This window comes from Celeribacter sp. (assembly GCF_048266405.1).
GTDB lineage: Bacteria > Pseudomonadota > Alphaproteobacteria > Rhodobacterales > Rhodobacteraceae > Celeribacter.
The window spans coordinates 155,750-170,098 of sequence record NZ_JBLWZO010000001.1 but is presented as its reverse complement, the minus strand read 5'-3'; the positions used below and the strand labels follow the sequence as shown (position 1 = coordinate 170,098).

Annotated in this window: 11 protein-coding genes; 8 read left to right on the top strand and 3 right to left on the bottom strand. The window is 58.7% G+C overall.

What is annotated here, in order from left to right:
* Positions 1–524: 524 nt before the first annotated feature.
* From ACN0TS_RS00935 to der, 3 genes are all read left to right on the top strand, one after another.
* Positions 525–1,187 carry a hypothetical protein gene (locus ACN0TS_RS00935; RefSeq protein WP_417257439.1) on the top strand — a complete coding sequence of 221 codons (663 nt, stop codon included), beginning with the start codon at positions 525–527 and terminating at the stop codon, positions 1,185–1,187.
* Positions 1,188–1,282: 95 nt separating this feature from the next.
* On the top strand, positions 1,283–2,617 hold the full coding sequence (locus ACN0TS_RS00930; protein ID WP_417257438.1) for a PQQ-binding-like beta-propeller repeat protein: 1,335 nt from the start codon (positions 1,283–1,285) through the stop codon (positions 2,615–2,617).
* Positions 2,618–2,778: 161 nt separating this feature from the next.
* The gene (der, locus tag ACN0TS_RS00925; RefSeq protein WP_417257437.1) at positions 2,779–4,266 is read left to right on the top strand and encodes a ribosome biogenesis GTPase Der; all 1,488 of its coding nucleotides are present in this window, start codon (positions 2,779–2,781) and stop codon (positions 4,264–4,266) included.
* A 37-nt stretch (positions 4,267–4,303) separates the two neighbouring features.
* Here der and xth read toward each other — a convergent pair whose 3' ends face one another.
* The 3 genes from xth to ACN0TS_RS00910 are packed head-to-tail and all read right to left on the bottom strand — an operon-like array spanning position 4,304 to position 6,749.
* A complete protein-coding gene (gene xth, locus ACN0TS_RS00920; RefSeq protein WP_417257436.1) occupies positions 4,304–5,134 on the bottom strand; it encodes an exodeoxyribonuclease III in 831 nt (276 codons plus the stop codon).
* A 36-nt stretch (positions 5,135–5,170) separates the two neighbouring features.
* Positions 5,171–6,370 (bottom strand): NAD(P)/FAD-dependent oxidoreductase, encoded by a 1,200-nt coding sequence (locus ACN0TS_RS00915; RefSeq protein WP_417257435.1) that lies wholly within the window; start codon positions 6,368–6,370, stop codon positions 5,171–5,173.
* A 46-nt stretch (positions 6,371–6,416) separates the two neighbouring features.
* Positions 6,417–6,749, bottom strand: coding sequence for a HesB/IscA family protein (locus ACN0TS_RS00910; protein ID WP_417257434.1), 333 nt, complete (start codon positions 6,747–6,749; stop codon positions 6,417–6,419).
* Between the two features lie 171 nt (positions 6,750–6,920).
* On the opposite strand from ACN0TS_RS00910, the gene ACN0TS_RS00905 reads away from it, so the two are divergent.
* The 5 genes from ACN0TS_RS00905 to ACN0TS_RS00885 all read left to right on the top strand — a co-directional run bounded on the left by ACN0TS_RS00905 (position 6,921) and on the right by ACN0TS_RS00885 (position 14,344).
* Entirely contained in the window at positions 6,921–8,108 is a 1,188-nt protein-coding gene (locus tag ACN0TS_RS00905; protein WP_417258160.1) for a deoxyguanosinetriphosphate triphosphohydrolase, read from the top strand.
* A gap of 36 nt (positions 8,109–8,144) precedes the next feature.
* Positions 8,145–9,095: an aldo/keto reductase gene (locus ACN0TS_RS00900; protein WP_417257433.1), complete on the top strand. Its 951-nt coding sequence runs from the start codon at positions 8,145–8,147 to the stop codon at positions 9,093–9,095.
* Between the two features lie 26 nt (positions 9,096–9,121).
* Entirely contained in the window at positions 9,122–11,110 is a 1,989-nt protein-coding gene (locus ACN0TS_RS00895; protein ID WP_417257432.1) for a cation:proton antiporter, read from the top strand.
* A 120-nt stretch (positions 11,111–11,230) separates the two neighbouring features.
* On the top strand, positions 11,231–12,949 hold the full coding sequence (gene argS, locus ACN0TS_RS00890) for an arginine--tRNA ligase (RefSeq protein ID WP_417257431.1): 1,719 nt from the start codon (positions 11,231–11,233) through the stop codon (positions 12,947–12,949).
* Positions 12,950–13,114: 165 nt separating this feature from the next.
* The gene (locus ACN0TS_RS00885; protein ID WP_417257430.1) at positions 13,115–14,344 is read left to right on the top strand and encodes an SPOR domain-containing protein; all 1,230 of its coding nucleotides are present in this window, start codon (positions 13,115–13,117) and stop codon (positions 14,342–14,344) included.
* Positions 14,345–14,349: the final 5 nt, after the last annotated feature.

Genomic DNA, 14,349 nt, shown 5'->3' with positions numbered 1-14,349 from the left:
ATCTGGGCCAACGTGGTGGGGTTGGGTCGCGTCATGTTTAGTTAATGAGATTAACATTGGGGCCAAGGTGGGGTTGCTTTGAAGGAATCGCAAGGTTTTTGCCAAATTATATGTGAACTACGTCCGAGATGCGGCGTTGGTTTAACCTTTTTAGGCGCAATTGCAAAAAATGCGTGCTGCGAAGGTTAGCGACGGCAGTTAGAATTCAAGGTGCGGATGGTGTGTGCCACGTGTCATTTCGTGCACGCGTGTTGGCCGTGTTTTGACGGATTTTCGGACAAAAGTAAACTATTCTGTTCAGGCTGACCGTGCGGGCCACGTCTCGGGGCGTGGCGCACGGCCTTGGATGCACAGTCTGGCTTCATGTCGGGCGCCCTGACTGTCTTTGTGGGGCAGATCATGGAGCCGGGCGCCGTAAATCGCTTTTAATCCGTGAAATGCGAATGCGTGTCCCCCCTTGGCATTCCTGCGTTGTTCGGGGTAAGAGTTTGGCCAAGGTAAATAGATAACGTAGCGGGGCGGCTTTGAGCGATACTGATAGCTTCATCGAAGAGGTGACCGAAGAGGTCCAACGCGACAAACTCTTTGCAATTTTCCGTAAATACGGATGGATCGCCGTTGTGGCCGTGATCGCCCTTGTCGGGGGCGCGTCCTATAATGAATACGCCAAGTCGAAAGCCCGCACCCAAGCCGAGGCCGCAGGTGATGCAATCTCGGCTGCTTTGGCGGTTGATGATGCTCAGGCCCGTGCCGATGCTCTTGGCGCGCTTGATCTCACAGGTCAGCCGCGAATTTTGTCCGATATGATCCGTGCGGGCGAGTTGTACGATGTTGGGAATATTGATGGAGCTGTCGCAACACTGGCACCTTATGTAGCGGATGCGACGCTAGCGCCTGTTTACCGTGATCTTGCTGTGCTCAAGACCGCGATGCTTGGCGCGTCCAAGATGGACCCCGAGGAGCGGATTTCCAGATTGGCGACAATTGCCTCTCCTGGTGCGCCTTACCGTCTCTTGGCCGAGGAACAGATCGCCGTGGCTCAAATCGAATCCGGTCAGGTGGATGCCGCAATCGAAGGGTTGCGCGCAATTGCCGAAGATGGTGAAGCAAGTCAGGCCTTGCGCCGTCGTGCGGTTCAGATGATTGTGGCTCTGGGCGGTGATCTTACCGCTGACACCGACGGCTGAGGCCGATTGAATTCTTTGGGCCGGATTTTGGTCCGAATGCGTGCAGGGGCGACGGCCTCGCCGCAGACAACGAGAAAGACGAGGGGAGTGCTCGCATGACCGTATTGGGTAAACGCGCTGTCAAAGCCGGATTGTTTGGGTTGGCGGTGACATTATCGGCATGTGGGGCAGGGCGCGAAGTCATTTTGACGGGTGAACGCCTTGATCCACGCAGCGGTGAACCTGTGTCCCTTGCGGGCTCTGTCACCAATGCATCGGCTAAAATCTCTCTCGGGAAACAAGTGTCGCGCTCCGCATGGACCCATACAAGCGGCGACCGTTTGCATAATGCAGGCCATAACGCCTTTACCTCTGCGACACCCGCCGTGGCATGGACCACGCCGATTGGCGACGGCAATTCGCGCAAATACCGTCTGACCACCGATCCTGTCGCAGCCCAAGGTCTTGTGGTCACTCTTGATGCGAAGGCTAAACTGACAGCGGTTTCCGCAAGCAGCGGCGCGCCCGTATGGACGCGGGATCTGACCCCTGCGGGCGAGAAGGCGGGCGATGCTACGGGCGGCACGCTTGCCATTGACGGCTCAACCCTATTTGCCACCACGGGCTACGGCGAATTGATCGCTCTGGATCTGGTGTCGGGCGGCATCAAATGGCGTCAACGGATTGATGCAGCAGGGGCCGCAGGCCTCACCGTCTATGATGGTCTGGCCTATGTGGTCGGCGCGGACAGCCGTGCGTGGGCGGTTGAGACCGCAAACGGACGTGTGAAATGGGAAATGGCAGGCCCCGAGGCCGTGACTTCGCGCGTTGGCGCTGCGTCTCCCGCCATTACCGACAGACTGGCCATTGTCCCCTTCGCTACGGGCGATTTGTTCGGCTCCTTCCGCAAGGGCGGGATGCGCATGTGGTCTGCAAGCCTCGCAGGTCAGCGTAAGGGCTTTGTCTACGCCAATGTCTCCGACATCACCGCCGATCCCGTTGTCGTTGGCAGCACCGTCTATGTCGGCAACCAAGCGGGTCGGTTCGGTGCGTTTGACGTCGAAAGCGGCGAGCGTCTTTGGACTGCGACCGAAGGGGCCTATAGCCCTGCCACTGTCATTGGTGGCGCGGTGTTCATCGTCACCGACCGCAACGAGATTGTCCGGCTGAATGCTTCTACGGGGGAGCGGGTCTGGGGTGTGCAACTGCCGCTCTATACCGTTGAGAAAGAACGCAAACGCAAAGGCGTCTTTGCTCACTATGGGCCGATTGCCGCAGGTGGACGTCTGTGGGTTGCCTCGTCTGACGGCATGTTGCGTGGCTTCTCCCCTGAAAGCGGAGCCTTGGTGTCGCAACTGGCCTTGCCAAGCGGTGCTGCCTCCGATCCGATTGTTGTGGGTGGCGTGATGTATCTGCTGCTTGATAACGGCGAATTGGCCGCGATCCGTTAACCGTCTCGTGCGATCCACTTTGGGGGACGAAACGGGGCTCGACGCCGCGTGCAATGGTGCTGAGACGCGATAGGGCTTTACGGCCCCCTGCGTCTCGGTGTATCGCAGCCGCTTGAACGCTGCACATATGTGTGGCCGCTGGATTTAACGGGAGTTATCCCATGAGTTTTTCACTCGCCATCGTCGGACGCCCCAATGTGGGCAAATCGACCCTTTTTAACCGCCTTGTAGGGCGTCGTCTTGCCTTGGTCGATGACCAACCCGGCGTGACGCGTGACCTGCGCGAAGGTGAGGCCAAGCTGATCGACCTGCGCTTTACCGTGATCGATACGGCGGGTCTTGAGGAGGCAACGGACGAGAGCCTTCAAGGGCGGATGCGCAAGCTGACCGAACGCGCCGTGGATATGGCCGATGTGTGCCTGTTCATGATCGACGCGCGTGCAGGTATCCTGCCCGCCGATGAGGTTTTTGCCGATATTCTGCGCAAACGCGCCAAGCACGTGATTTTGGCCGCCAACAAGGCCGAGGGTCATGCGGGCGAGAGCGGCTTTCTTGAAGCCTATTCGCTCGGTCTTGGCGAACCTATGCGCTTGTCCGCCGAACACGGCGAAGGCATGGGCGAGTTGTATGATATGCTGCGCCCGCTTGCCGACGGTTTTGAAGAACGCTCTGCCGCCGAGTCTCCCGAGGTTGATGTTGTCCTGACCGAAGAAGAGCAGGAACTGGGCGAAGAAGACGGCGTGTCGCGTGACTTTACCTCCGATAAACCGCTGCAAATCTGTGTGGTGGGGCGTCCAAACGCGGGTAAATCCACGTTGATTAACAAGCTATTGGGCGAAGAACGCCTATTGACGGGGCCTGAAGCGGGCATCACCCGTGACAGTATTTCCGTCACGATGAATTGGAACGACACACCCGTTCGCGTTTTCGATACTGCGGGGATGCGCAAAAAGGCCAAGGTGCAGGAAAAGCTCGAAAAGCTGTCTGTGGCCGATGGTCTGCGGGCGGTGAAATTCGCCGAAGTGGTGGTCGTGCTTCTGGACGTCTCCATCCCGTTTGAGCAGCAGGACCTGCGGATCGCTGATCTGGCAGAACGCGAAGGCCGCGCCGTGGTGATTGCGGTCAATAAATGGGACGAAGAGACCGATAAATCAAATAAAGCCAAAGAGTTGCGCGAAGAGTTCTCGCGCCTTCTGCCGCAGTTGCGCGGTGCGCAGTTGGTGACGGTTTCGGCCAAAACGGGTAAAAACCTCGACAAGTTGCAAGAGGCGATCCTTCATGCGCACCAAGTGTGGAACCGTCGTGTTCCAACAGCCAAGCTCAACACATGGCTAACGGCCATGACCGAGGCGCACCCGCCTCCCGCACCAGGTGGTCGCCGTATCAAGCTGCGCTACATGACGCAGGTAAAAGCCCGCCCGCCACAGTTCGTGGTGATGTGCAGCCACCCCGATGAATTGAACGCCTCGTACAAGCGCTACCTCGTCAACGGTCTGCGCACCGATTTCGACATGCCAGGCACGCCGATCCGTCTGTTCTTCCGCAGCCAAGCGGACAAGAACCCGTTCAAGAACAGGACAAAATCGGTGCCATCACGCTTGCGTAAACACCTCGGAAAAGGGCGTGCGGACGAGAAGAAGAAGTGGTAAGTCACTGAATTTTTAATTTGTGGGCTTTGAAAGGTCTTTAGATGTCGAGATCGACCCAGATCGGGACGTGATCGGAGGGTTTTTCCTTGCCGCGTGTTGCCTTGTCGATCTGACAGTCGGTCAGGCAATCGGCGGCTTGCGGCGAGAGCAAAAAGTGGTCGATACGAATGCCGTCGTTTTTGTTGTAAGCACCCGCTTGGTAATCCCAGAACGTGTAGGTCTCGGGCGCGGAAGTTGTTACACGCAACGCATCGGTAAAGCCAAGGTTCATAAGGCGGCGGAACGCGGCGCGGCTCTCAGGACGAAACAGGGCATCGTCGCGCCATGCGTCGGGCCGTTTGGCGTCCTCGGCCTGCGGGATAAGGTTGAAATCACCCGCCAGTAAGAAGGGCTGTTCAAGCGCCATCAGCTCGGCGGCGCGGGCGTGTAGGCGGGCGAACCACTTCAGTTTGAAATCATACTTCGAGCCCTCAACCGGTGTCCCATCGGCATTGAGATCGACGGGGTTGCCGTTGGGTAGATATAGCCCGCAGATGCGTAGGGAATCCCGTGCGCCCATCACCGTGGCCTCGATATATCGCGCTTCGATGTCGTCCGCGCTGTCGCGTCCCATACCCTCGCCATTTGGCAAGCCACGTGTGACATCTTCCAGGGGCAGTTTGGACAGGATCGCAACGCCGTTGAATGACTTTTGCCCATGGGTTTCAACGATATAGCCCATGTCCTCAAAGTGTTCGCGCGGGAAGTTTTCGTCGACGGATTTGATCTCTTGGAGGACCACCACATCAGGTTCGGCCTCGCGCAACCAATCGGTGAGTGCGTCAATGCGGGCTTTGATCCCGTTGATGTTGAAACTGGCGACTTTCATGATGCACTCCTAGACGTTTTCCCCTTTGTAGGGGGCTTAACGGGACGCTGCAATGGCGCGACCACATGCGGCGGCAGATGACCAAGCCCATTGGAAATTATAGCCGCCAAGCCAGCCTGTGACATCGACGACTTCGCCGATGAAATAGAGCCCTTTGACCGCTTTGGCCTCCATCGTGCTGGAGGACAGCGCATCGGTGTCGACACCGCCAAGGGTGACTTCCGCCGTGCGGTAGCCTTCGGACCCCACGGGGCGCAACTCCATTGCGTGGAGCGCGTCGGCGATGGCGTGGAGCGCCTTGTCGGATTGATCCGCGAGATTGCCAGACAGGCCCAAGCGTTCGGCCAATGTGTTGGCCAGTTTGGTGGGAAAGATTGTGCCGAGAGCTGTGTGCATCTGGCGGCGACCGTTTTCAGATCGCGCGGCCTTGAGTGCGCCGAAAATGTCGCGGGTGGGCGATAGGTTCACCGTGATCGGATCGCCCTCGCGCCAATAGGAGGAGACTTGCAAGATGGACGGGCCTGAGAGGCCGCGATGCGTGAACAACAGTGCCTCGTCAAAGGCGGTGCCATTGGTCGCCACACGGGCGTCGAGCGCGGTGCCAGAGAGCGGCGCGATCCACTCAAGCTCTTGGGGCGCAAAGGTCAGCGGGACAAGGGCAGGGCGGGTGTCTGTGACAGCCACGCCAAACTGTTCGGCGATCTGATAGCCAAGGCCCGTCGCGCCCATTTTCGGAATGGATTTTCCGCCCGTGGCGACCACTAGGTTGTGGGCTGTCACCTTGCGTCCTGAGAGGGTCAGGCGAAACTGGATGCCGTCATGGGCCACAGCGTCGACGCTCGTGCCAAGGGCAATATCTGCGCCGCGGGCCTCGGCCAAAAGCATGTCGATGATGGCTTGGGATTTGCCATCGCAAAACAACTGCCCGAGGGTCTTTTCGTGGTAGGTGATCCCGTGACTGACGGCCAGATCGACAAAATCCCATTGGGTGTAGCGGGCCAGTGCGGATTTGGCGAAGTGCCTGTTCGCGCTTATGAAATTGTCGGGCCCTGCGTACATGTTGGTGAAGTTACACCGCCCGCCGCCAGATATGCGCACCTTTTCGGCTGCGCGTTTAGCGTGATCGACGACCAAGACCTTGGCACCTGTCTCGGTGGCGAATTTCGCGCAAAACAGCCCCGCAGCGCCTGCGCCGAGAATGATGGTGTCGTAATGGGGATCAGGGGCGTTGCTCATCACCTGTTACTGCCGCGAATGCACCCCGAAAACAAGGGGGTGCTGTCTACATCGAAAACGAAGTGCCACAGCCGCAAGAGGCGGTTGCATTGGGGTTGTCGATCACGAAACGCGCGCCGATAAGTTCTTCGCTGAAATCAATCACCGCGTTTTCCAAAAAGGGCAGGGACACGGGATCGACAACAACCACCGCCCCGTCGCCCTCAAGGCGTACATCATCGTTTGCAGGCTCGTCGAGGGTGATGTCGTATTGAAACCCCGAACAGCCGCCGCCCTCAACCGCGACGCGCAACGCTTTGGCCTCACCTGAGGCCGCGTTGATCTCGGCGATGCGGGCAAAGGCGCGGGGCGTGACGGTGGGCGGGAGCGTAAGGGCCATGAAACGTCTCTTTTTCGTTGAAGTTCGGTGATTTAAGCGTTGTTTTGCGCGGCATCTGTTTGTCGCGCGGTGTTGCATCCAATATAGTAGCGGAAAGGACTGCCGACAAGGTGGCCAAACAGGACTGTGATGACCGCCACAACGGCGGCGTCTCAAAGGGGAATTGCGCAGATGTTGAAATCCTATGCGAGCCAACCGTTCGAGACGCGTGGGCGTCTGTACGAAGAAAAACTGTCGACCTTTCGCTCGCCGTTTCAACGCGACCGCGACCGCATTATCCATTCGTCCGCCTTTCGCAGGCTCAAACATAAAACCCAAGTGTTTGTGGAACATGAGGGCGATTATTACCGCACCCGCCTGACCCATTCGATTGAAGTGGCGCAGGTGGCGCGCACCATTGCGGGCGCTCTGGGCCTCAATGAGGGCTTGGCCGAAGCGATTGCCTTGGCCCACGATTTGGGCCATTCGCCGTTCGGGCACACGGGCGAGGATGCGCTTGAGGCCTTGATGGCGCCCTATGGCGGGTTTGATCACAACGCACAGGCCTTGCGCATTGTCACCAAACTGGAGCGTCACTACGCCGATTTCGACGGGTTGAACCTGACGTGGGAGAGCCTTGAGGGGATCGCGAAACATAACGGGCCAATTATCGGCCCCTATGCTGACCCCAAGCGCCATCCCGAAGGCTCGGACTTGTCTTACGCGCTCAAAGAGGTCAACGATCAGTTTGATCTCGAATTGCACACCTTTGCCAGTGCCGAGGCACAGGTGGCCGCGATTGCCGATGACGTCGCCTACAATCACCATGACCTGCATGACGGGTTGCGGGCAGGGCTGTTTGCCGCTGAGGATCTGATGGAGCTGCCGCTCACGGATCGCGCCTATGCCGAGGTCGATGCGCTGTACCCCGAATTGGAGCGTAGCCGTCGCGACCATGAGGCCCTGCGTCGCGTGTTCGGCTATATGGTCGAGGACGTGATCGCCATTGCCACCAACCGCCTCGATAGCGAGATGCCCGAAACGGCGCAGGATATCCGCGATATGGATCGGACGATCATTCGCTTTTCCAAGCCGTTCTTTCAAAATCTCAAAGCGATAAAATCCTTTTTGTTCAAACGCATGTATCGCGCTCCTTCTGTGGTGGAAGAACGCAAGCGCGTGACGGCGATGGTGAATACACTCTTTCCGTTGTTCATGGAAAAGCCCGAGTTACTGCCCGATGAATGGAACCATGAGGTCGAATTGGCGTCGAGTGACGTCGAGTTGGCGCGGATTGTGCTTGATTACGTCGCGGGGATGACCGACCGTTTCGCGATTCAGGAATACGAACGCCTATGCGGAACGCCGCGCGATATCTAAGCGTTGGGCACCATAGGCAATGAGGAGGGAGACGATATGACACTGCGCAAGATTGGAACAACAGGGGTGGCATTGACTCCCTTGGGATTTGGCACCTCTGGTTTGGGCGATATGCCTGATACCTATGGCTACTCCGTGGATGAGGATCGTGCTGCCGCTACGGTGCGGGCGATTTTTGACGGGCCTGCGCGTTTGATCGACACCTCCAACAACTACGGTGCGGGGCGCTCGGAAGCGCGAGTGGGCGCGGTGATCAAGGCCGAGGGTCTGCCTGAGGGGATGACGCTGTCGACCAAATTGGATCGCGATCCCGAAACGGGACGCTTTGACGCCGACCGCGCATGGGCCTCTTTGGAGGAAAGTTGCACGCGGCTTGGATTGCCTCAAATCCCGCTGCTGTTCTTGCACGACCCTGAGCACGCGCGGGATCTGGATGAAGTCGAGGGCGCGCTTGATGCGCTCTTTGCGATGAAAGAGACGGGGCGGGCTAAGGCCGTTGGATTGGCTATGGGGCGGCTTGATATCATGGAGCCGATGCTCAAATCGCGCCCCTTTGATGCGCTGATCTCCCATAATCGCTACACACTTTTGAACCGGTCTGCCTCCGCGATGTTCGACTATGCCGCCCAGACGGGTATCGCTGTCATCAACGCTGCGCCCTTTGCGGGTGGGGTGTTGGCCAAAGGCGCCGACGTGATGCCACGCGTCACCTATCAAGAAGCCAATGAGGAAACACTCGCCCCTGTGCGCCGGATCGAAGACCTCTGCGCGCGTCACAACGTGGCAATGGGTGCTGTGGCCTTGCAATTTTCCATGCGTGATCCGCGGGTGACGACCACTTTGCTCGGCGTGACCAAGCCTGAACGTGTCACCCAAACTCTCGAATGGGCTGAGGCAGATATTCCTGAGGCGCTGTGGGATGAATTGGCAGAACTTCCCTATGAGACCACCGACCCCGAAGCCAACCGCGACTATAAACCAGGCTGATCAGCCGCACGAAGGATGATACCAATATGGCAGTAGAAAGCGTTACAGGCTTGGCTCCCGTCGAAGCCTTTGCCCTCGTCGGGGTTCTCGGTGTGGGCGCACAATGGGTGGCGTGGCGATTGCGCTTACCTGCCATTGTGGTGATGCTTGCCGTCGGCCTGTTGGTCGGTCCCGTGTTGGGTTTATTCGATCCCGCGCGAGACATTGGCGATATGGTGCAGCCGCTTATTTCAATGGCGGTTGCGGTGATCCTGTTCGAGGGCGGATTGACGCTTGACCTGCACAAGCTCGGAGATGCCAAGAAGGGCGTCATGCGGCTTGTGTTCATCGGCGCACCTTTGGGGTGGTTCCTGTCGTCTTGCGCGCTGCACTTCGGTGCGGGTCTTGGATGGGAAGCCTCGACCGTGTTTGGCGGCATTCTGGTGGTGACGGGGCCAACGGTGATTGCGCCCTTGCTGCGCACCGCAAAGCTGTCACGTCGACCCGCCAACCTGTTGAATTGGGAGGCTATTGTTAACGACCCCGTCGGGGCCTTGGCGGCGGTCTTGGCGTTTGAATTTGTCCTTGTGGGGCGTGAAGCCGAAAGCCTTGGTAGCGCGATTTCCGTCTTGGGCGTGGGGATTGTTGTGGCCTTGCTTGTGGGACTTGCTGCCGGCATCGGGATTTCTCGGGCGTTTCGTCGGGCGTGGGTGCCTGAATTTATGAAGGTGCCCGTGCTGTTCGTGACCATGCTCGCGGCCTTTGCGCTTCCCGATATGTTGTTGCACGAAAGCGGGCTATTGGCCGTGACGGTTATGGGGTTGGTGATTGCCAATGCCGATCTGCCGTCCTTTGTCGAACTGCGCCGGTTTAAAGAACACGCGACGATCCTTTTGGTGTCTGGGGTGTTTATCCTGCTTGCAGCGTCGCTTGATTTCGCCTCTTTGAGCGGCCTGACATGGCGGGCGGGTCTGTTCGTGGCGTTGGTGATTTTGGTCGCGCGTCCGTTGACCGTTCTGATCGCGTTGATGTTTTCGGGACTACCGACCAAGGAAAAGCTGCTGATCGCCTTTACGGGGCCGCGCGGTGTGGTTCTGGTCGCCGTTGCGGGTCTCTTTGGCGAGCGATTGGCCGCCGCAGGGGTCGCAGACGGGGCTGTGATCGGTCCGCTCGCCTTTATTCTCGTGATGGCGACTGTGGTCTTGCACGGCTTTACCCTCGCGCCCTTCGCGCGGTTTCTTGGCTTGGCGCAAAGCGGCACTCCGGGGGTGCTGTTTGTCGGTGGATCGCGCTTTACCACGGCCTTGGCCGAGGCGCTCAAAAAGGTCGAGGTGCCTGTGTTGATCGTGGACCCGAACCATTCCCGCTTAGTGCGTCCCCGCGCTTCGGGCATCCCTGTGTTTTATGGCGATGTCTTGTCGGAGGCCGCCGAGCATTCGCTTGAAGTCCTGAGCTATCAAACGGTCGTGGCGGCCACGGAAAACGACGCCTATAACACGCTTGTGGCCACGGATCTTGCGCCCGAATTTGGGCGCGATCAGACATGGCAAATTGCGCGTCATCGCGGGGAACAAGCCCGTCATGCTCTGCCGACACAACTTGGGGGGCGGCCATTCGGGGCGGGCAAAACCTACCGTGAATTGGAAGACCTGCACATGGACGGGTGGCGGATTTCTATCACGGGTCTGACCGATGAGTTTACATTTGAGGATTGGAAAGAAGGCCGCGAGGGGGCGCATTTGTTGGGCTACATCTCGAACGATGGTGAGTTCAAGCGCGTCACAACAGGTGAGACCGAAGTTCTGTTTCCAAATCGCGCCGAGGCCCGTATCGAGGATCTACCCGAGGAGCAGCGCGACAGTGCGCGTGCTGCCCTTAAACGCCGTTTGTCCGATGCGCGCCGCAACGCCGCGCGGGCCAAGATGGCCGATGGCGTGCGCCTTGTGGCTTTGGTTCCGCCGCGTAGCGAGAGTGAGGCCAAGGCGATGGCCGATCAAAAATCGGACATGCCCAAGCCGCAGGGCAAATTGCCCTAAAGCGCGGGAAAATCCAATTGGCGCAAGGGCGGGCAAATCGGCGCGTGTTTGCCCTATACCGTTGACGATTGCGCCCATCATGTTAAACCGCCCGCAGACGCAAAAGAGAGATCAAAAGACATGAACCTATTCGCCGATATTCGCGCTCTGGTGACAAGCAGCCTTGATGCCTTGGTATCCGAGGGCGTTCTTCCTGAAGGTCTTGATTTTGCCAACGTGGCCGTCGAGCCGCCACGCGATCCGTTGCACGGCGATATGGCCACCAATGCGGCGATGGTTCTGGCGAAACCTGCCAAGTCGAACCCGCGTGCGATTGCCGAGGCTCTGGCCGCAAAACTGGGCGCTGATCCGCGTATTGAAACGGTCGATGTTGCAGGGCCGGGGTTCATCAACTTGCGTCTGGCACCCAGCCTGTGGACTGGCCTGATTGAGGGCATTTTGAATGAACCCGCCTATGGCACCTCGGATCGGGGCGCAGGCAAGAAGGTCAATGTCGAGTTTGTCTCCGCCAACCCCACAGGCCCGATGCACGTCGGCCATACCCGTGGCGCGGTGTTCGGGGATGCTTTGGCGGCGCTGTTGGATTACGCGGGTTACGATGTGACGCGCGAATACTACATCAATGACGGCGGCGCACAGGTCGATGTGCTCGCCCGTTCCGCCTATCTGCGCTACCTTGAGGCGTGGGGCAAAGAGGTCGAATTCCCCGAGGGCACATACCCCGGTGACTACCTCGTTCCCGTGGGGGAAGCTCTCAAAGAGAAATACGGCGACAGCCTTGTGGGTAAACCCGAAGAGGACTGGCTCGCGGACATCCGTCTCTTTGCCACCGAGGCGATGATGGACATGATCCGCGGCGATCTGAAGGCACTCGGCGTCGAGATGGATCATTTCTTTTCCGAAAAATCGCTCTACGATACGGGCCTCATCGAGTCCGCTATTGGCGAGTTGAAGGAGAAAGGCCTGATCTATCGCGGCACGCTTGAGCCGCCAAAGGGCCAGATGCCCGAAGATTGGGAACCCCGCGAACAAACGCTGTTCCGCTCCACCGCGCATGGTGATGATGTGGACCGTCCGATCCAGAAATCGGATGGGGCATGGACCTATTTCGCGCCCGACATTGCCTATCACTACGACAAGGTCAAACGCGGCTACGACGAGATTATCGACATTTTCGGGGCCGATCACGGCGGCTATGTCAAGCGGATGAAGGCGGCAGTTTCCGCGCTCTCCGAGGGCAAAGTGGCCTGTGATATCAAACTTGTGCAGCTTGTGAAGCTGTTCAAAAACGGCGAGCCGCTCAAAATGTCCAAACGCTCGGGCACCTTTGTGACCCTGCGCGATGTCGTCGAGCAGGTGGGCGCGGATGTGACCCGTTTTGTGATGCTGACGCGCAAAAATGACGCGCCGCTTGATTTCGATTTCGACAAGGTTCTGGAGCAGTCTAAAGACAACCCTGTGTTCTATGTGCAATACGCCCATGCGCGGGTCCGCTCTGTGCTGCGGAAGGCAGAAGAGCAGGGGGTGACGCTGACCGGCACGCCCAGCCTGACTGATCCCGCCGAACTGGCTGTGGCCAAGAAGCTCGCCGACTGGCCGCGTCAGGTCGATATCGCCGCGAAAAGCCACGAGCCGCACCGCATTGCCTTCTACCTCTATGAGTTGGCGTCTGATTTCCATGCGCTGTGGAATAGGGGCAATGACGACGAGAGCTTGCGGTTCTTGCAAGACGATGCTGCGGCCTCAGCGGCAAAAATTGCCCTACCACGTGCCGTGGCCGTTGTTATTTCGGCGGGTCTTGGTATTCTCGGTGTAACACCTGCCGAAGAGATGCGTTAAACGCGCGTCTCGCGGCAAAAGGTGACTAAGGGTGGATGTGCATCCTCGTGTGGCGGCTGACGGAGATCAGCCTCACGCATCACATCAAGAGCAGTTTATAACCCGCTGATAACAAACAAGGCGGGAGGGGTCGCAACGTCGATTCCATGAGGCAAAGAGGCGAATATGACGCAGGATTTCAGATCTCATCACGGCGTGAATGCCCCTCAAACGGGCGCGCCTTCTGCGCAGCCGCATCAGGGCTATGCGCAACCACAGGCCGGGGGCTGGTCTCCCCAGACCGCACCGCAGGGCTATGCCGCTGCGCCACATGTCGCGCATCAGGGCGGCTCAACTGTGCACTCTGGGCAACAGTCCGCCCCCCATGCTGCGCAGTCCTACGCCGCGCAGCAACCGTCCTACCATGAACAACTCTACGCCCAAGGTCATGGACAGTCGCAGTATGGAGCGCCACATGGTTTTGCTGCGCCCGATGCCGAGTATGACGATGGCAGCGCCACGGCGGCCATGCCGCGCCTTGGCGCTGCGCAATGGGCGGGGGCTGCGATTTCCTTTGCACTGGTTTTAACGCTTGGTGTTTGGGGCTACAAACAGATGGTGCGTGATGTGTCAGGGGTTCCTGTGATCCGCGCCATGTCTGAGAGTGCCCGCTCTGTACCTGAAGATCCCGGTGGACAGTTGGCCATGCACCAAGGTCTCGCGGTGAACTCTGTCACTGCTGATGGCTCCGCTGCCGCTCCTGCCGATAGCCTGATCCTCGCGCCAAAGCCGATTGCGCTTACGGATGAGGATCAGCCGATGGGCGAAATCGAACCTGAGGCGACACTGGTGTCCTATACGCCCGAGACCAACGCCTATGCCGTTCCTGCCGATGAGGGGTTAACCCAAATCGCAGTCGATGTTGATCCACTTGAGCTTGACGCTGTGGAGCCTGTTTCCGCGTCGGTTGAGCTTGAGCCCGAGGCGGACCTTGGCCCAGAGATTGTCGTTTCTCCTATGCCGAAGCCGCGCCCCGTGCGTTTGGCTGCGGCTCAGACGAATACAACGATAAAGACGGATGCTTCTCCGAGCCTTGACGGTGTTGCGGGAGATATCTTTGCCGCAATCGGTGCGACGGAAGAAGTCTCGCCCGCTGATGTCAGCGCGGACACCCCGATGGTGCAGCTTGGGGCCTTTCCCAAACGCGACAGTGCGGTGATGGAATGGGATCGTCTTTCGACCAAATTTGCGGATTTCATGGAGGGTAAGAAGCGGGTTGTGGCTGAGGCCACATCTGGCGGCAAGCCGTTCTACCGTCTGCGTGCGATCGGGTTTGAGAACACCGAAGACAGCAAACGGTTCTGCGCCGCACTGAACGCGATGAAAACAGGCTGTGTGCCTGTTGCCCGCAACTAAGCGGC

Bases quoted from the DNA above. Each gene is read 5' to 3' on its own strand.
- ACN0TS_RS00930 (WP_417257438.1), top strand. From the start codon at position 1,283: ATGACCGTATTGGGTAAACGCGCTGTCAAAGCCGGATTGTTTGGGTTG.
- der (WP_417257437.1), top strand. From the start codon at position 2,779: ATGAGTTTTTCACTCGCCATCGTCGGACGCCCCAATGTGGGCAAATCG.
- xth (WP_417257436.1), bottom strand. From the start codon at position 5,134: ATGAAAGTCGCCAGTTTCAACATCAACGGGATCAAAGCCCGCATTGAC.
- ACN0TS_RS00915 (WP_417257435.1), bottom strand. From the start codon at position 6,370: ATGAGCAACGCCCCTGATCCCCATTACGACACCATCATTCTCGGCGCA.
- ACN0TS_RS00910 (WP_417257434.1), bottom strand. From the start codon at position 6,749: ATGGCCCTTACGCTCCCGCCCACCGTCACGCCCCGCGCCTTTGCCCGC.
- ACN0TS_RS00905 (WP_417258160.1), top strand. From the start codon at position 6,921: ATGTTGAAATCCTATGCGAGCCAACCGTTCGAGACGCGTGGGCGTCTG.
- ACN0TS_RS00900 (WP_417257433.1), top strand. From the start codon at position 8,145: ATGACACTGCGCAAGATTGGAACAACAGGGGTGGCATTGACTCCCTTG.
- ACN0TS_RS00895 (WP_417257432.1), top strand. From the start codon at position 9,122: ATGGCAGTAGAAAGCGTTACAGGCTTGGCTCCCGTCGAAGCCTTTGCC.
- argS (WP_417257431.1), top strand. From the start codon at position 11,231: ATGAACCTATTCGCCGATATTCGCGCTCTGGTGACAAGCAGCCTTGAT.
- ACN0TS_RS00885 (WP_417257430.1), top strand. From the start codon at position 13,115: ATGACGCAGGATTTCAGATCTCATCACGGCGTGAATGCCCCTCAAACG.